Consider the following 15924-nt stretch of genomic DNA (forward strand, 5'->3'; position numbering starts at 1 on the left):
ATATAAAATTAAAAGAGCAAAATAAAACAAATTTAAAGCTATTAGCCTATTTTATAATTATTTTGAGGGAGAATATGATAGAAAAATGTCCAATTTGTGATGGAACTGGAAAAAAAGTAGTTAAATATAAAACATGTCCTGTATGTGAAGGAACTGGATTTATAGATGAATTTTCACCAAAACAACACATGAAAAGAGTTTCTAAAAGAGCTACTTATGATTTGGATTATGGAGAAATACCTTGTCCAAAATGTAAAGGAACAGGAAAAGTTCCTATTTATGCAAAATGTGATTTTTGTGGAGGTAGTGGAAAGGTAGTTAAATGTGACAGATGTGGAGCAGTTATTGGTAAGTATCCTGACTTTAAAGATAGAACGTTATGTGATAAGTGTTTAAAAGAGGAAGAGGAGAGGAAAAAAGGATTGAGAAATGTATATGTATTCGATGAACTTGCCACGTTCCATGATGTTGAACCAGGTAAATTTTACAAAGGAGTCGTTACAAGAATTGAAAAATATGGGGCTTTTATTAATTTAAATGAGCAAGTTAGGGGTCTTTTAAGACCAAGGGATATGATAAGCTTAAAATTGGAGAATTTAAATATTGGTGATGAAATAATAGTTCAAGCAATTGATGTAAGGCCTGAAAAGAGGGAAATTGACTTTAAATATATCCCACTAACAACTTATGATTTAGTTAAGTATGAGAAGGAGATTCCTTTAACCAATATAAAAGATATATCTCAAAATTTAGTTGAGATGAAAGACCAAGTAGTTCATATAAAGGGAGAAGTTGTTCAAATCGTCCAGACTCCAGGACCTACGGTATTTACAGTAACGGATGGAACGGACTTTGCCTGGGTAGCTGCTTTAGAAATAGCTGGTTTGAGGGCCCATCCAGAAGTTAAGGTTGGAGATATTGTTGATGTTATAGGGAGAGTTACAATAAGGGATGGAAGATTACAGATTGAAAGGATAAAGCTTCAAAAATTGGAAGGGGAAGAGGCTGAGGAGATTAAGAAGAAAATAGAGGAAGAGATTGATAGAAGGGCAGAGCCAGCTAAGAATATACCATTCTTAGTTAAAAGCGAAATCTTAGAGAGATTAAGACCAAAAATGGCAGATGTTGCTAAAAGGATTAGAAAGGCAGTTTTAGATGGGAGACCAATAATTATTAGACATCATGCAGATACAGATGGTTATTGTGGAGGAATTGCTTTAGAAAAGGCTATACTCCCAATAATTGATAAATTTGCAATAGATGTTGATGCAATATGGCATTTCTTTAAAAGGAGACCATCAAAAGCACCATTCTATGAATTAGAGGATGTAACAAAGGACTTAGTATTCTCCATAGAAGATGCTTTGAAATTTGGACAGAAACTGCCTTTGATTGTATTGCTTGATAATGGAAGTACTGATGAAGATATTCCAGCTATATCTAAGGCAAAGGCTTATGGTATAGAGGTTATTGTAATAGACCACCACTTCCCTGGAGAGGTTGTTGATGGAAAAGTTGAGGTTGATGACTACGTAGATGCCCATGTAAATCCATACTTAGTTGGAGGGGATAGCAACTTAACTGCTGGTGTTTTGGGAACAGAGATAGCAAGAATGATTAATCCAGATGTTGAGGATGAAATTAAACATATTCCAGGAATAGCAGTTGTTGGAGATCATGCTAAAGGAGAAGAGGCAGAGCAGTATATAAAAATAGCATTAGACAGATTGAACGAGTTGAGTAAAAAATACGGTAAGGGTAGGGATTACGATAGGGAGTATTTGGAAAAAATAGCTTTATGTATGGACTTTGAGGCATTTTACTTGAGGTTTATGGATGGTAAGGGAATTGTTGATGATATATTAGCTACAAATATAAAAGAGTTTAGTAGGCATGAGGAGCTTATAGACATATTATATGAGCAGGCTATGAAGATGGTTGAAAGGCAGATGAAGGCAGTTATTCCAGCTTTAAAAACAGAATTCTTAGAGAATGGAATTATCTTGAATACGTTAGATGTTGAAAAATATGCTCATAAATTCACTTTCCCAGCTCCAGGAAAAACCACTGGATTTGCTCACGACTACATAGTTCAAAAATATGGAGAGGATAAGCCAATAATAACTTTATCTTACGGTCCTGACTTTGGAGTTGTTAGAGCTACAGATGCAGTTCATGAAAAGTACAACTTCAACTTGAACTTGATAGTTGAGCAGTTAATGGAGGAGATTCCTGAGGCATCTTTAGATGGGGGAGGGCATGAGTGCGCTGGTAGCTTAAAATTCGTTGAAGGTTTGAGAGATAAGGTTATTGGAAGATTTATTGAAATCATCAAAAATATGAAACCAAAAGAATAAATTAGATTTTTTTACTCATCTCATGTAAGAAGATAGCTAAATTACCTAAAGCTCCAATCTCATTCTCCACGATATATCTTCCTAAACCTTTTTCCAGTTCTAATTTTGTGAAACCAGTTGAAGCTCCACAGAAAACAACTAAATCATTCTCTCCAACTTCTTCAATATTTAGTTTTTCATCACAGATACTTTTATTTCCAATTAAAAATACTTTCTCAGGTCTTAAAACCTCTATAGCATCATCCAACTCCTCAAAGAATAAAACATTCTTTCCTAACTTGTATGCCATCTTATGCAATATTGGAACTCCACTTTGAGCAGCTGATGCTGTTGCCTTTGTTACGACTATTGTATTAACATCAAACCCATAGGCGATTCTTCCGAACTCCTCTACCTGCTTAGCACTGTATGTATTGTGTAAGCAAACAAACATTTTTCTCACCTTTAATTTTTTGTTTTTAATTTTTTTGTAGTTTTTATTTATTTATCTTTTTATCTTAAATTTTCCTTAACTACCTTAACGATAACTCTACTTGAATCTTTTAGTAAAAGGTTCATCAAAATCTAACACCTCCTCGTCTTGCTCGGAGGTGTAAATTTATAGATTTTCCTTAACTACTTTGGCTATAGCTCTACTTAAAGCGACTGGAACACTTTCTCCAATTTGATTATAACAGCTCCTTATGCCTCCAGCAAATAAATGGTAATCAGGATAGCTCATTAACCTTGCCTGCTCTCTTGGAGTTAACAACCTATCTTCATAAGGATGGATGAAATATCTTTTCCCCATAACAGTCTCAGCTAATTTAAGTGGATGCAACCTTATATAATTACCCAACCTTCTATTGGCTCCTTTGAAATAGATAAATGCATCTCCCCATCCTAATTTATGAACCCTCCTCCTGAACCTTGCAGGTAGGGCAGCAAATTCATGATTTGGAACATCCCTGCCCTTATACATCAAATCTCCTATTGCCTCAATAACAGTTTTTGGTTGAGTTTTTTCAGGCTTTATCTCTATATTTGAAACAAAAACTCTCCTTCTAACAGATGGATTTCCGTAATCTTCTGCATTTAATGTATTAAAGTATATATCTTCATAACCGACTTCTCTAAATTCCTTAACTATTTCCCCTCTAACCTCTTTAATTCCAGGAACATTTTCCATAACGAATATTTTTGGCTGTAATTCCCCAACAATCCTTATATATTCTAAAACTAATCTTCCAGTTTCATCTTTATATAACCTATCATAAGGATTTTTTTCCCTCTTTGGATTAGCCCCAGTATATCCTTCACATGGAGGACCGCCAATAATAACATCTACTTTTTTATTTTTGCAGAATTTTTCTATTTCAATTGAATGAATTTCCCTAATATCATCGTTTATAACAACAGGACTTAATTTTTCAGTTTTTTCATTTAAAGTTCCCAACTTTTTTAGCCATTTTATATCTTCATCCTCAAATGGAAATTTAAATGGATATATCCCAACATAACCCTTTAATTCTTTTAATCTAAACTCCCCTGGTTTTATTTTCTCATATATTTTACCATTAAAGTTTAATGCATAAGAAAAAGCAGCATCTTCATTTAACTCCACAGCCACTAACGGCTCAAAACCCTCTTCTACAAATCCTCTTGAAAATCCCCCACATCCACAAAATAGATCAATAAATTTCAACATTATCACCAAAATAAGAAGTTATTTAAAAATGTAAATTAAAATTTTAAATAAGTCTTAAAAAAGCCAATTAATTTATTGTTGAGCTTTCTTTAACTCTGCCTTCAAATCTTGGTAAACTTTAGTCCATTTTAACTTTCTTGGGTTTCTTCCCATTTTGTAGCTTTTCTCACATTTTGATGAGCAGAAGTATAATACAGTCCCGTCTCTTTCAACTACCATTTTTCCTTTTCCAGGTTCAATTTCATAACCGCAAAAGCTACATACTTTCCATTCTGGCATGTTATCCCTCTAAATTAGTGTTTTAAAAATAATTTAATTAATATTATTTACCTTCTTCTATCTAATGGTCTTGCTTCTCTCTCTGTTTCTCTTAACATGATGATGTCTCCAACTTTAACTGGACCTTTAACGTTTCTAACTAAAACTCTTCCAGTATCTTTTCCACCTAAGATTTTACATCTAACTTGTAAGATTCCTCCAGTAACTCCTGTTCTACCAATAACTTCAATAACTTCAGCAGCTACTGCTTCTTTATAAACAAATTCGTCTTCCATTCTCATCACCTAATAATAATCAAAGGTTTAAAAATTTATAAAAAAAGTTGTAAGTGTTTCGTAGCCATATAATAATATAATAGCCAATAGCTTCTAATAATTTACTGTTTCAAAGCATTTATTTTTTCAATTAATGCCTTTAACTCGTCAGCGTTTCCTTCGTTAACTATAGCTACTGATGATGCAGCAACTTCTAATCCAGCAGCTTTACCTAAATCTTGTTTTGAAGCTACGTAAGCGTAAGGAATTCCTTTTTCTTCACATAAGTATGGAAGGTGAGCAACAACTTCTTCTGGTTGAACATCCTCAGCGATAATAACTAATTTTGCAATACCTCTTTCAACTGCCTTTGTAACTTCGTTAGCTCCTTTTTTAATTTTTTGTGCTTTTGCTACTGCGTCTAATAACTCTTTTTGAATGTCTTCTGGAACTTTAAATTTTACATAAACTGCCATATTTTCAACCTCCTTCATCTTTTATGGGCAATCCGGAGGAATTGCCCACTCCTACAGGGCTTCTGTGCCCTATAGTATCATCGTGGCTTATAATAGGTATAACAACATACTGACTTTTAGTATATAAAACTTTTGGATATATTTATAATATCCTTTCAATAGGCACTATCAATATATCTCTCGCTCCTAAAGCATGGAGTTTAGGAACTAAGGTAAATATCTCTTCCTCATTTACAACTGCATGAATTGCTACCATATTATCATCAGATAAAACTTCAGATACTGTTGGGCCACTCATTCCTGGAATTAGTTTTTTAATTTCTTCAACTTTATCTTTTGGAGCGTTCATCATAATTAATCTTTTTGTTTCTGCGAATAAAACACTTTTTATGGCTATAACTATTTGGTCTATTTTTTCTTTCTTTTCTTTATCTTTTAAGCTGTTTTTATTTGCTATCAATCTTGTAGTTGAGGAAATAATTTCATCTATAATTCTTAATCTGTTTAGCCTTAAAGTTGTCCCTGTAGATGTTAAATCACTAATTAAATCAGCAATTCCTATAAATGGAGCTATTTCAGTAGCGCCACTAAGCTCAATTATCTCAACTTTCTTGTTTAATTTTTCAAAATACTTCCTTGTTAGATTTGGAAATTCTGTTGCTACTCTCATTCCTTCTTTTATGTCATCAACGCTTTTTATCTCTGAGTTTTCTGGAGCAGCTAAAACTAATTTTGCAAATCCAAAGCCAAAATCTAAAAGAAAATCAACTTTATCTTCAACATTTCTCTCTAAAACCAAATCATAGCCAGTAACCCCTATATCTGCAACACTATCAGCTACAAATTCTGGAATATCTCTTGCTCTTGCAAACATCACTTTAATGTTTTCATCTACAGTATTGGCAAATAAACTTCTTCCTTTTACAGTAATCTTCAACCCTGCCTTTTCTAAAACCTTCAATACAGGCTCTGATATCCTTCCTTTATTTGGTAATGCAAACATTATCATCCTATCACTTAAAGAATTTTATATGTTTTTTACCTTGCTTCTTTTCCTTTGAATTTCTCTTTTTATTTTATCTCCGCTAACTCTAAGTAAGTTTGAAACACTTCTTGGAATTTTTCCATTATCCGATAAAATTTTTGCTATAATACTTGAAAGTAAAAAGATGGCATAGATATGCTCTGCCTTAGTTCTATGAATATGATGAGGGTAAATATTTAACATATCATACTCTTTAAATTCCTCATCTTCACAGTTGTATTTTTTTTCAATGTATTTTCTTAAATATATTAAAAGTTGATGTAGTTGGATTAATTCATCTTTATGCATTTAAATCACCAAAACTAACAACTGATAAATTTATTGGCTTTTTTATAATTTTTGCATCCTTACAGAAAAGCAAATTTGTCTTTTCATACAAAACATCAATAAGTTTTTGCGTAACTGTTCCGTTAATTATGATTTTGTCAATGGTTTCATAGTTATCTATATTGTTAATCAATTCTTCAATATCAACAACTTCTTCCTTATCTCCGACGATAATTAATGCCTTGGAATCTTCTAATTTAATAAGTTTTTCATAAAACTTTTGGTATTTGTTATATTTAGGAGGCAAGTTAAATAAATTACTTTCAACTTTAACCCCTACTTCATTATTGGCTGTATTTGTTTCAGGAATTTCAGTTTCAACCTCTTTAATTTCATTGACTTCAACTTTTTGTTTCTCTTTTAATATCTGAGCCAATATATGTTCAGCAGGAACTTTGCTTCTTAAACATTTCATTATTTCTTTTTTAGACAGCTCCTCAACTTCTTTACCTGGTGGAGCTCTTGCCACAAAATCAACATCACAAACCTGTAAAAGCTCTTTTAAGATTAATTCTCCTCCTCTATCCCCATCTGTAAAAACAGTTACTATTCTTTTCTTACTAAGCTCTACAATGGTTTTTGGGACAGAGGTTCCTTCAACAGCTATCACATTTTTAATACCACACCTCAACAAATTGAGAACATCTGCCCTACCTTCAACAACTATAATGTCATCTGAGCTATCAACTGCAGGACCTGCTGGCAGTTTTTCAGATCCATATTCAATAATTTCCCCCATCCTTACGCTTTCTTTGACTTCTTCAACAACTGTATTTATATCGATATTGCTCATCAACTGCTTTAAAATCTCTTTAGCCCTCTCAACAATATATTCCCTCTTCTTCTTCCTAACATCTTCAATATCTATTACTTTTACTGTTGCTACACACGGTCCTACTCTATCTATCGTTTCTAAAGTAGCGGCCAGGATGGAAGTTTCAATCCTGTCCAAACTTGAAGGAACTGTTATCTTAGCTATTGACTTTCCGTTAATGTTGGTTAACTCAACATCTATCCTTCCCACTCTTCCCGTCTTTTGCAGTTCTCTCAAATCCAATTCATCTCCTAAAAGCCCTTCCGTTTGTCCAAATATTGCTCCAATCACATCATGCTTTTCAACGTAACCATCAGCAATGAGTTCAGCATAAATGATGTATTTAGTAGTTCCTAAATCCATGAATGATCACCAGTAATAATTCTACCAGTCTCATTGGTGAGATTAATCTCACAATATCTAATAAAAGAAATCAAAATATAAAAAATTATTTTTTAATTTTTAAGTAACTTATAATTTGGATGAGCTAAGGTAAGATTATATCAAATTAACTATGGATGTTAATGATATTTTTTCTTAATATTTATCTGTTTTTCAATTTACAGCCTTAGATTGTTTTGTTAAAACCATGCTAAGTTATATATAATGGTTTTAAAAACATAAGATTTGTTTAATCCTTAAAAGAATGGGGTAGTATGGCAATAGGATTAGGAAATAATAATGAGAAACTTGATGCCATAGAGCAAATGTATCTTAAAAGGATAATAAACCATATTAAAAATGTGTTAAAAATAGACGTTACTCAATATAAAGATAGTTATGTTATGAGAAGAATTAAAGTAAGAATGAAAGCCACAAAATGTAAAACATTTAAGGAATATTATGAATACTTGAGAAATCATAGTGATGAAAATGAAAAACTGGCAGAAACTCTAACGGTTAATGTTACGGAATTTTGGAGGGATATTACAGTATACAAAGAGATACATAAGATTATTGATGGATGGGTGGCTGATAGAAGAAAAAGAATGATAAGGGTATGGAGTGCAGGATGTTCTTCAGGAGAAGAGCCTTATGGTATAGCAATCATCATAAGTGAAGCTATGGAAAAGCATAAGAGGAAATTGTTAAACGTTTCAATAACAGCCACGGATATAGATAAGGAAATTCTTGCTAAAGCGAGAAGAGGAGTGTATCATGCAAAACAACTAAAAAACTTGCCTCCAAATATTGTACAAAAATATTTCATAAAAATTAATGATGATGAGTACATGGTAAGAAATACACTAAAAAAATTTGTAAGGTTTCAATATCACGACCTTATAAAAGATCCTCCATTAAAAAATATGGATATGGTGTTGTGTAGAAATGTAATTATTTACTTCGATAAAAAAATTCAAGAAGAACTTTTTTTGAAATTTTATGAAGCGTTAAACCCGGGTGGATTTTTAATACTTGGAAAAACAGAAATACTTCATGGAGAAGCAAAAAAATTATTTAAAACATACAATGCAAGAGAAAGAATTTATCAAAAACCTGAGAATGATAATAATTAAATTCAGCCAAATATGCTATCCAATCTTTCAAGTGACTCAGGGTCGATAGTAATTATCAGATAACATTTTATTGGAAATCTTCCAATAATTTCAACTTTTGTGTCAAATAACATGACTATATCAGTTTTCTCAGCTATTTCAGCAATTAACGATTCAACTATTGTAAAACCAATATCTTTTATAAATGTTGGGGGAGTTATATCAATAGTGCCATTAAGCCTATTTGCAAAAACGTTTAAAAATGATGATATTACGATATTTCCAACTTCCCCGATTAATGCACTTTCCATCTCTTCGTAGTTTGGAAGATCTGTTTTACTAACCATACTGTCCCAGAGAATGTCAATGAGCATTAATTTTTCAAGTTTTACAGAATCTTTCTCAGGCAATAAAATCAGTCCTTTACCGTCAAGAACCCCACTAAAATCAATTCTTGCGGCTTTATATTGTTCATCCCCAAATTGCTCTGGGACGAACTCTACTAATGCAAACCTCAATCCTAAAAAATATACTTCAACATTTTCCCTAGTTAATTCCATAAAAGCTTTTGCCATATTTTCGGTAGCTTCTTTACTAATGTCTATTAGCTTATGGATGGGTTGTAGTAAACTCATATTCATCACTTTTGGCATTATATTGTTAAAATAAAAAGAGTAAAAATAAGAAAATTATTGCCCTTCATATTTTGCACTTAATTTATCATTAACTTCATTTTTATTCATACTCTCAAATAGTATATTTATTGAATCGTGCGGTAACACAATCAATACATCAAAACCAGTTCCTACTTCGCATATATGCAGTGTAGACCTAAAGGCCAGGATTATGTCATCATCCCCTATATTTTTCTCATTGAAAATTTTTTCTAAAAATTCTTTTCCAGAACCTACAATATAGGATGGAGGGGTCATATTTAATGAAGTATTTATAAAGTTTGCAAATGAATCCACATAGGCAGATATTAATATATTGCATATTTCATTAATAGCTGAGATTTTCATCTCATCCATTTCGTCACTATCTGATTCCATTCCCATTCCTAAAAGCATAGCTTTAGAAAGTTCTACAGCAGAATCTTCAGAGAAGATCAACAAACCTGTTCCGCTAATATCTCCTGAAAAATCAATTTTTGTAAATATTTTTTTCTCTTCCCCATACTCTTCTTTTATCTCTTTTGGAGTAATTAATCTAATATTGAATACCTTCAATTCAGCTGAGTATCCAGTCATTTCAGTGATAAATTTCATAGCTTTTTCTGAGGCGTATTTTCCCACATTTTCAATTTTACTTAGCTTATCTAAATCAAAATTGTTAATAATTGCAGTATTCGATGTCATTTCATAATCCCCCAATGTAGTCCCAATGATGGTTTTGATTATAACTTCCCAAGATCTTGGAGAAATCTCAATATTTTTGTATTTCATGCATCTCACACGTTGTAAATATTTTTGTAATACTTTTTATAGCTCTTTGGCGTATATTGTAATACATTTATCATTAAATATCACTAAAATGATAACCCTAATAACAAAATAACATAAGAAAAAATAAATTAATCAGGGAAAAGTTTATTTAACTCTTCAAGAACTTTTTGAGCTTGAAATGGTTTTACAATGTATCCCTCTGCACCAGCTTCAATGGCTTCAATAACTTTCTTTTCTTGGTCGACTGAAGTACACATAACAACTTTTACGTCTGGTAGAATCTGTTTAATTTCTCTTGTGGCAGTAATACCGTCCATTTCTGGCATAACAATATCCATTGTTATCAAATCTGGTTTTAGTTCTTTAGCTTTTTCAATAGCTTCTTTACCATTTGAGGCTTCTCCAACAACCACAAATTTACCTGTTGGTGTTAATATTCTCTTCAAAATGTTTCTCATAAATGCAGAGTCATCTACAACTAATGTTTTTACTATATTTGCCATGTTACCACCATATTTGGCTTTTAGAGAATTGTTATTTAGTATATATAAAGTATTGCAGTATTTTATATACTTTAGCAAAATCAATAACAACCAATATTAAAATGAGATTTAAATATTTTTAGAAGTTTGTTACGATATAGTTGGTTATTGCCCTACCTTTTTCAGATAATTCTACTTCTTTTCTAATTCTAACGAGATCTAATAGCCCTTTTTCTATTAAGTTATCTAATATTCTTTCCACTTCGTCAACGTCCATGTTTAACATGCTTGGAAGTTCAAGTGAAGAGATTCCTGTGTATAAAGACATTAATATCTCTTGCTCTTCAGGGGTTAATTTTTCAATTTCACTTTTTATTTTTTCTCCAGACCAGCTTTCAGCTGCAAATTCTGAAGTTACTTCATCTTCTGATTTTGGTAGTAAATCTTTTACAGCGTTTTTGTATTTGGTTAGTGTTGCAATGTATCTAAGCACAAATAATCTCTCTCTTGGCTGAATATATAAATAAGATGTTATGCTTTCTCCGCCTTTTATTTGTTTTATTTCTAAAACTTCCTCTTCTTTATCGTCTATAACTTTAGTTTTTATTCTTATGGATTCAATATTTGAAAACAAATTGTAGATTTTTGGCTTTCCACCTTCTAAAGCAGCTACAGCTAGTATTTCTCCACCAGCTAATGTACTCTTTGTTTTAACAAATATTAAATAGCCATCTTCCCATTTAACATTTGGGTCGATACTACCTCCTTTTATAGCTCCATATTGGACTTTTATTTCTTTCTTATTCAATAAGACATAAAAAAGCTTTCTTAAGAAGTTTTCTATAGGTTTTCTTCCGTATATTGATGTTTCTGGAGCAAATCCAATCATTGTTTTATCTGATTCAGGCAGTTGGAAAATTATTGAAGAGTGGTAGGTTATATCTTCCAAGGATGATTTGGCAATTTCTATAACTCTTCTTGGTAATTCTGCACCTACGTCTTCTATATACTGGATATCTACTTTTATTGATTTGTTTAAGAATTTAAATTCAATGCTATCCTCATACAATATTATATCAAGCTTTTCCCATTTTAATGTAGGTTTTTTTATTGTATATTGATTTATTAAAATTCCTTTTCCGTGAAATGTTGCAATTTCTTTAGATTTATCAGCCATTCTAATCACCAATCTTTATTTACCATGACAGCACAATTTGTTAAATTTTAAAATCATAATAATAAAAATTTGGAAGTAAATGTTTGTTAAAAACGATGAGTTTATAGATAATACTTCAATATAATAATATGAGTGTAGCTCTATAAATAGTTAACCAGACAGAAACCTTTAAACTATTATAAGGAGGTTAAGAATTATAAAACAAGATTACTTAAAAATATAAAAATCTATAATTTACGCATCTTTTTAAAATTTATAAGGGGAAAATTGTGATATATAGGAGTTAAATCAAATTTAAGGATTTATTGTGTATTACTCGCTTTTACAAGCTTACTTATTTTTCCTTCATCAATTTTAAACCTAAGTGATAACTCATCAACGATTTCAGATGTTTTTTTCAAGTCGAGTATTACATTTCTAAATTCTGAAATAGTTCTATTCAACTCCTCAGTTGATGCTGTTAACTCTTCAGCTGTAGCGGCAAACTCTTCTGATATCGAAGCTATATCTTGAATATGTTTTAAAGCCTGTTCTACATCATCTGCAGAAGTTTTTGCGGCATTTTTAATATTCTCAATAACTTCTTTAGTTTTATCAACAGCTTCTTTGATCTTTAAGAATGCTTTATTAACCTCATCTATCACTACAACTCCTTTATCCACTTCATTCTTTCCAGTTAATCCTAAATCGATAGTCTTATCGAGAGCTTTTCTAATTTCTTCAACCGTTCTGTTGATGTCTTCAATTGACTTTCCTATTTCCTCAGCAAGGTTTTTGATTTCACTCGCAACGACTGCGAAACCTCTTCCCGCCTCTCCAGCCCTTGCAGCTTCAATAGAAGCGTTTAAAGCTAACAAACCAGTTTGTTCGGCAATATCTTTAATTAAAGCAGTAATTTCGTTGATTTTTTGGCTTTTCTTACCCAAATCTTCTAAAGCTCTACCTAATTCGTCGATAACGTTGGCTATTCTTTGCATTGTTTCGATTGCATTTTCAACGTTCTTAACCCCTTCATCTGATTTTTCTTCTACTTCATTAATTGCTGAAACTCCCTCTTCAGCAGCTTTTAAGGTTTCATCTGAGAGTTGTACAGTATGCTCCAACTCCTGAGTTAAATCTTGAAGTTTATTTGACTGGTCAGTAGCTGCAGTAGCAACTTGTTGAGCAGCGTCTGCTATTTGGTCAGAGGTTTCTTTTACTACTTCAATCCCTTCTTCAACTCTTTTAATTTCCTTATTTAATTTGGCAACACTCTGCATTAATTCAAATATCATTGTTGAAAGCTTATCAAGAGCTCTATTAATGGTTTTTTGTATTTTATTTCTTTTTCCACTTTCATCCATTCTTGCAGTCAAATCTCCTTCAATTACAGCACTCATAACCTTTTGAATTTCTTTCATTAACTTTCTTAAACCTTCTCTACTTTCATTAAGCTCATCAATGGTTTTCTTGAAGTTAAAATATATTTCTTTCACATTATAATAGACTCTTCCAATCTCGTTATCTTTACTAAATTTTACTCTCTTATCTCTTTTTACATCTAAAGAACCTTTAGCAAATTCTTCTGTAACTCTTTCAAGTTCTTTTAATGGATCAAATACTATTTTTTTCATCATTATTATAAAAATTCCACTTAAAATTAACGCCAATACATCGAATATGATTACCAATTTAGATACATCTCCTCCTGACAAATACAATAAAATCGAAAACAGAATTATCATTGCAATATAAGCCCCAATTATTGAAAGGATAATAGTTTTAATATTGAATTTCATTTCTTTCACCCCTGTTCACAACTACATACAAATAACTAATAGCAACATACCCTCCTTGTATATAGATATATAGTATATAGTTAGCAAGTAATATATATATTTAACATACAAATAAACACTGTAAAAATTGAGGTGCTTATCATGGAAAGTGATGCTAATATAAACTTACACGAGTCTATTGAATATTTACTAAAAAGTGCCAAAGATTTTAGAAAAAGTAATGAGGAGATGGCCAATTTAATAGATCAATTGTCATCAGTATTGGATAATGTTGAAAAAACTTTAAATATTATAGATGAAAAATACTATTTAATGGTAAAAAGGTACGAAAACGGTTCAGAAATCGATCCAATAATTCTTGAAAAGTTTGTAGAAAATTTGGAAAATTTAACGCATGTAATTGATAACGTCGAAAAAATAACGAAAAGCTTAAATTCAGAAATTGATAAACATTCAGAATCAATTTTTAAATTAGATGATGTTGTATCTAAGCTAAAAGTTGTTAATACCAATACAGCGAATGAGGCGATATCTGAATTTGAAAAAGTTTTTGCCATTGTTAATGATAACAAGAATAGAGTTAATGAGTTAATTAATAAAAATCAGGCATTAGAAAATAGGTTAAAAGAATTGCTACTAGAAATTGATAAAATGATAAGTAGAATTGGATAAATTTATATACTTAGTTTATCAATGTAATATATTTGTTATGTAAAATTTACGATTTTTGGTGTCTGTAATGCCTGTGCAAAAACTATACATTCATGAGAAAATAAAAAATCCTTATGAGGATGGGTTAAAAATTGGGAAGAGGATTAAGGAAAATGTGGGTAATCCGTCTTTAATAATATTTATTACCACTGTATTTGATGAAGATAAGTTAAAAAAAGTTTTTGAAGGAATGCAAGAACATATTTCTTTGGATGGGCTTGTTGGATGTTCTGCTGGGGGGACGTTTGTAGGAAACAAGTATATAAAAAAGGATGGGGTTTTAATTTTAGCCTTTGACGGAACTTTTAAGTATGCAACTGCCTGTAAAAAATAGGCGACGATCCAAGAAAAACAGGAATAGAAATAGCAAATGAAATAAAAACACTCTTGGGGAAAATACGCATATTCGTTAAGTATAGAAGATAAATTTGTTGGATTCGTATTTTTTGATTGGCATATGGATCACGAGCAAGAAATATTGAACGCATTAGGAGGGGAGTTAGGATTTTCAATTGTTGGTGGAACTGCAGGAGATGATAGTTCGTTTGAAAATTTTTTCCAGATATATAAGGGAGAGGTTGTTAGGAATTCCTGCGTTTTTGGAGTTGTTGGTGGAAATTAAAATTCGATGTAATTTACGGACATGGGTATGAACCAACAAACGTATATGCAAGAGTTACAAAATCAGAAGGTAGAGTAGTTTACGAGCTAGATAACAAACCAGCCTACCAAAGATACTTAGAAATGATCTCCGAATACACAAAACTACCAATAAACATCGTTGAGAAATATCTCGATATTGGTAGGATTCATAAATTAAAATTTAGTATATATTTTATCCATCCATTGGGCTTTATAGACATGTTTGGAAATGTAATAACTGCATTTTTGGAAGCTTCTGATGGCGATAAGTTAATATTTAGGAGGGAAATTCCAGAAGGAATGTTTATGGTATTGATGAGAACTGATTTGGAAAAGATAGTTAGGGCAATTTATGATAGGGTATTGGAAATTAAGAAGGAGTATAAAAATCCATTAATCTTTATAAATCAAGGCTATGGAATTGAAATTCTTAAAAATCCATTATATAGGAAGTTTGAAAAAGAATCTCTTCCATATTTATCGGATTTTTACAATGATACAAAAAAATTGAGGAATATGTTCTCGGAGATGATTGCATTGGTTGGGTGGCTTATGGAGAAACAATATCTAAAGATATTATAAGATTACATAACAATATATCATTCACTGGTGTTGTGTTTGAATTGGAGGAGGGGTATATAGATTGGAGGGAAGCGTTAAAGTATTTTGATTTTACTGATGAAGAAATTGAGGTTATTGTCAATTTAATCAATAATAAGTTAGATATAAATGAATTATCGAAGGCAACGAATATTCCTGTGGATAGGCTTAAGGATATATTGAAGAAATTACAAGATAAAGAAGTAGTAAAGTATATAGATGTAACCGAAAAATATTATATAGACATTGATGATTTAAAAGATGCATTAAAAAAGATTGATGAGGAAATGGATAAGGAGTATAAAGTTAAAAAAGCTGGAAGGGAGATGGTACTAAAAAGACTATAAAAGGAAA

General features: G+C 31.4%; 20 protein-coding genes. 7 read left to right on the forward strand and 13 right to left on the reverse strand.

The genetic code is table 11. The features are described 5' to 3' along the window. Positions 1-74: 74 nt before the first annotated feature. A complete protein-coding gene (locus tag MEFER_RS05600) occupies positions 75-2357 on the forward strand; it encodes a DHH family phosphoesterase (protein WP_015791645.1) in 2283 nt (760 codons plus the stop codon). Position 2358: 1 nt separating this feature from the next. Here the strand turns inward: MEFER_RS05600 and MEFER_RS05605 are convergent, their stop codons facing one another. The 8 genes from MEFER_RS05605 to dnaG all read right to left on the reverse strand — a co-directional run bounded on the left by MEFER_RS05605 (position 2359) and on the right by dnaG (position 7602). Further along, positions 2359-2790, reverse strand: a complete 432-nt coding sequence (locus tag MEFER_RS05605) for a RecB-family nuclease (protein WP_015791646.1) — start codon at positions 2788-2790, stop codon at positions 2359-2361. A gap of 165 nt (positions 2791-2955) precedes the next feature. Further along, complete coding sequence (locus MEFER_RS05610; protein ID WP_015791647.1) at positions 2956-4044, reverse strand: DNA cytosine methyltransferase; 1089 nt, start codon at positions 4042-4044, stop codon at positions 2956-2958. Between the two features lie 72 nt (positions 4045-4116). Beyond that, on the reverse strand, positions 4117-4323 hold the full coding sequence (locus MEFER_RS05615; protein ID WP_015791648.1) for a 50S ribosomal protein L24e: 207 nt from the start codon (positions 4321-4323) through the stop codon (positions 4117-4119). A 47-nt stretch (positions 4324-4370) separates the two neighbouring features. Further along, positions 4371-4598 carry a 30S ribosomal protein S28e gene (locus tag MEFER_RS05620; protein WP_015791649.1) on the reverse strand — a complete coding sequence of 76 codons (228 nt, stop codon included), beginning with the start codon at positions 4596-4598 and terminating at the stop codon, positions 4371-4373. A gap of 101 nt (positions 4599-4699) precedes the next feature. Continuing rightward, complete coding sequence (gene rpl7ae, locus MEFER_RS05625; protein WP_015791650.1) at positions 4700-5053, reverse strand: 50S ribosomal protein L7Ae; 354 nt, start codon at positions 5051-5053, stop codon at positions 4700-4702. 142 nt (positions 5054-5195) lie between these two features. Beyond that, complete coding sequence (hisG, locus tag MEFER_RS05630) at positions 5196-6062, reverse strand: ATP phosphoribosyltransferase (RefSeq protein ID WP_048056345.1); 867 nt, start codon at positions 6060-6062, stop codon at positions 5196-5198. Positions 6063-6080: 18 nt separating this feature from the next. Continuing rightward, positions 6081-6386 carry a UPF0058 family protein gene (locus MEFER_RS05635; protein ID WP_015791652.1) on the reverse strand — a complete coding sequence of 102 codons (306 nt, stop codon included), beginning with the start codon at positions 6384-6386 and terminating at the stop codon, positions 6081-6083. Beyond that, positions 6379-7602, reverse strand: a complete 1224-nt coding sequence (gene dnaG, locus MEFER_RS05640; protein ID WP_015791653.1) for a DNA primase DnaG — start codon at positions 7600-7602, stop codon at positions 6379-6381. The genes MEFER_RS05635 and dnaG overlap by 8 nt, the downstream gene beginning before the upstream one ends. Before the next feature lie 293 nt (positions 7603-7895). Here dnaG and MEFER_RS05645 point away from each other — a divergent pair, with 293 nt between their 5' ends. Then, positions 7896-8756 carry a CheR family methyltransferase gene (locus MEFER_RS05645; protein WP_015791654.1) on the forward strand — a complete coding sequence of 287 codons (861 nt, stop codon included), beginning with the start codon at positions 7896-7898 and terminating at the stop codon, positions 8754-8756. Positions 8757-8758: 2 nt separating this feature from the next. On the opposite strand, the gene MEFER_RS05650 is transcribed toward MEFER_RS05645, so the two are convergent. The 5 genes from MEFER_RS05650 to MEFER_RS05670 all read right to left on the reverse strand — a co-directional run bounded on the left by MEFER_RS05650 (position 8759) and on the right by MEFER_RS05670 (position 13617). Continuing rightward, on the reverse strand, positions 8759-9370 hold the full coding sequence (locus tag MEFER_RS05650; RefSeq protein ID WP_048056346.1) for a chemotaxis protein CheC: 612 nt from the start codon (positions 9368-9370) through the stop codon (positions 8759-8761). 54 nt (positions 9371-9424) lie between these two features. Beyond that, positions 9425-10180, reverse strand: a complete 756-nt coding sequence (locus MEFER_RS05655; RefSeq protein WP_015791656.1) for a chemotaxis protein CheC — start codon at positions 10178-10180, stop codon at positions 9425-9427. Positions 10181-10308: 128 nt separating this feature from the next. Then, on the reverse strand, positions 10309-10683 hold the full coding sequence (locus tag MEFER_RS05660) for a response regulator (RefSeq protein WP_015791657.1): 375 nt from the start codon (positions 10681-10683) through the stop codon (positions 10309-10311). 118 nt (positions 10684-10801) lie between these two features. Then, complete coding sequence (locus MEFER_RS05665; protein ID WP_015791658.1) at positions 10802-11839, reverse strand: CheF family chemotaxis protein; 1038 nt, start codon at positions 11837-11839, stop codon at positions 10802-10804. Between the two features lie 302 nt (positions 11840-12141). After that, complete coding sequence (locus MEFER_RS05670; protein ID WP_015791659.1) at positions 12142-13617, reverse strand: methyl-accepting chemotaxis protein; 1476 nt, start codon at positions 13615-13617, stop codon at positions 12142-12144. Between the two features lie 141 nt (positions 13618-13758). On the opposite strand from MEFER_RS05670, the gene MEFER_RS05675 reads away from it, so the two are divergent. From MEFER_RS05675 to MEFER_RS08555, 5 genes are all read left to right on the forward strand, one after another. Beyond that, entirely contained in the window at positions 13759-14289 is a 531-nt protein-coding gene (locus tag MEFER_RS05675; protein WP_015791660.1) for a hypothetical protein, read from the forward strand. A gap of 67 nt (positions 14290-14356) precedes the next feature. Beyond that, a complete protein-coding gene (locus MEFER_RS08670) occupies positions 14357-14662 on the forward strand; it encodes an FIST N-terminal domain-containing protein (RefSeq protein ID WP_015791661.1) in 306 nt (101 codons plus the stop codon). A 123-nt stretch (positions 14663-14785) separates the two neighbouring features. Continuing rightward, entirely contained in the window at positions 14786-14950 is a 165-nt protein-coding gene (locus tag MEFER_RS08675) for an FIST N-terminal domain-containing protein (protein ID WP_281034133.1), read from the forward strand. A gap of 122 nt (positions 14951-15072) precedes the next feature. Further along, on the forward strand, positions 15073-15552 hold the full coding sequence (locus tag MEFER_RS08550; RefSeq protein WP_245527802.1) for a hypothetical protein: 480 nt from the start codon (positions 15073-15075) through the stop codon (positions 15550-15552). After that, positions 15516-15917, forward strand: a complete 402-nt coding sequence (locus MEFER_RS08555) for a helix-turn-helix domain-containing protein (RefSeq protein ID WP_245527776.1) — start codon at positions 15516-15518, stop codon at positions 15915-15917. Before MEFER_RS08550 ends, MEFER_RS08555 begins: the two co-directional genes overlap by 37 nt. Positions 15918-15924: the final 7 nt, after the last annotated feature.

Origin of the sequence: Methanocaldococcus fervens AG86 (assembly GCF_000023985.1) — an archaeon.
Classification (GTDB): Archaea; AGJL01; Methanococci; order Methanococcales; family Methanocaldococcaceae; genus Methanocaldococcus; species Methanocaldococcus fervens.

Bases quoted from the DNA above. Each gene is read 5' to 3' on its own strand.
- MEFER_RS05600 (WP_015791645.1), top strand. From the start codon at position 75: ATGATAGAAAAATGTCCAATTTGTGATGGAACTGGAAAAAAAGTAGTT.
- MEFER_RS05605 (WP_015791646.1), bottom strand. From the start codon at position 2,790: ATGTTTGTTTGCTTACACAATACATACAGTGCTAAGCAGGTAGAGGAG.
- MEFER_RS05610 (WP_015791647.1), bottom strand. From the start codon at position 4,044: ATGTTGAAATTTATTGATCTATTTTGTGGATGTGGGGGATTTTCAAGA.
- MEFER_RS05615 (WP_015791648.1), bottom strand. From the start codon at position 4,323: ATGCCAGAATGGAAAGTATGTAGCTTTTGCGGTTATGAAATTGAACCT.
- MEFER_RS05620 (WP_015791649.1), bottom strand. From the start codon at position 4,598: ATGGAAGACGAATTTGTTTATAAAGAAGCAGTAGCTGCTGAAGTTATT.
- rpl7ae (WP_015791650.1), bottom strand. From the start codon at position 5,053: ATGGCAGTTTATGTAAAATTTAAAGTTCCAGAAGACATTCAAAAAGAG.
- hisG (WP_048056345.1), bottom strand. From the start codon at position 6,062: ATGATAATGTTTGCATTACCAAATAAAGGAAGGATATCAGAGCCTGTA.
- MEFER_RS05635 (WP_015791652.1), bottom strand. From the start codon at position 6,386: ATGCATAAAGATGAATTAATCCAACTACATCAACTTTTAATATATTTA.
- dnaG (WP_015791653.1), bottom strand. From the start codon at position 7,602: ATGGATTTAGGAACTACTAAATACATCATTTATGCTGAACTCATTGCT.
- MEFER_RS05645 (WP_015791654.1), top strand. From the start codon at position 7,896: ATGGCAATAGGATTAGGAAATAATAATGAGAAACTTGATGCCATAGAG.
- MEFER_RS05650 (WP_048056346.1), bottom strand. From the start codon at position 9,370: ATGAGTTTACTACAACCCATCCATAAGCTAATAGACATTAGTAAAGAA.
- MEFER_RS05655 (WP_015791656.1), bottom strand. From the start codon at position 10,180: ATGAAATACAAAAATATTGAGATTTCTCCAAGATCTTGGGAAGTTATA.
- MEFER_RS05660 (WP_015791657.1), bottom strand. From the start codon at position 10,683: ATGGCAAATATAGTAAAAACATTAGTTGTAGATGACTCTGCATTTATG.
- MEFER_RS05665 (WP_015791658.1), bottom strand. From the start codon at position 11,839: ATGGCTGATAAATCTAAAGAAATTGCAACATTTCACGGAAAAGGAATT.
- MEFER_RS05670 (WP_015791659.1), bottom strand. From the start codon at position 13,617: ATGAAATTCAATATTAAAACTATTATCCTTTCAATAATTGGGGCTTAT.
- MEFER_RS05675 (WP_015791660.1), top strand. From the start codon at position 13,759: ATGGAAAGTGATGCTAATATAAACTTACACGAGTCTATTGAATATTTA.
- MEFER_RS08670 (WP_015791661.1), top strand. From the start codon at position 14,357: ATGCCTGTGCAAAAACTATACATTCATGAGAAAATAAAAAATCCTTAT.
- MEFER_RS08675 (WP_281034133.1), top strand. From the start codon at position 14,786: ATGGATCACGAGCAAGAAATATTGAACGCATTAGGAGGGGAGTTAGGA.
- MEFER_RS08550 (WP_245527802.1), top strand. From the start codon at position 15,073: ATGATCTCCGAATACACAAAACTACCAATAAACATCGTTGAGAAATAT.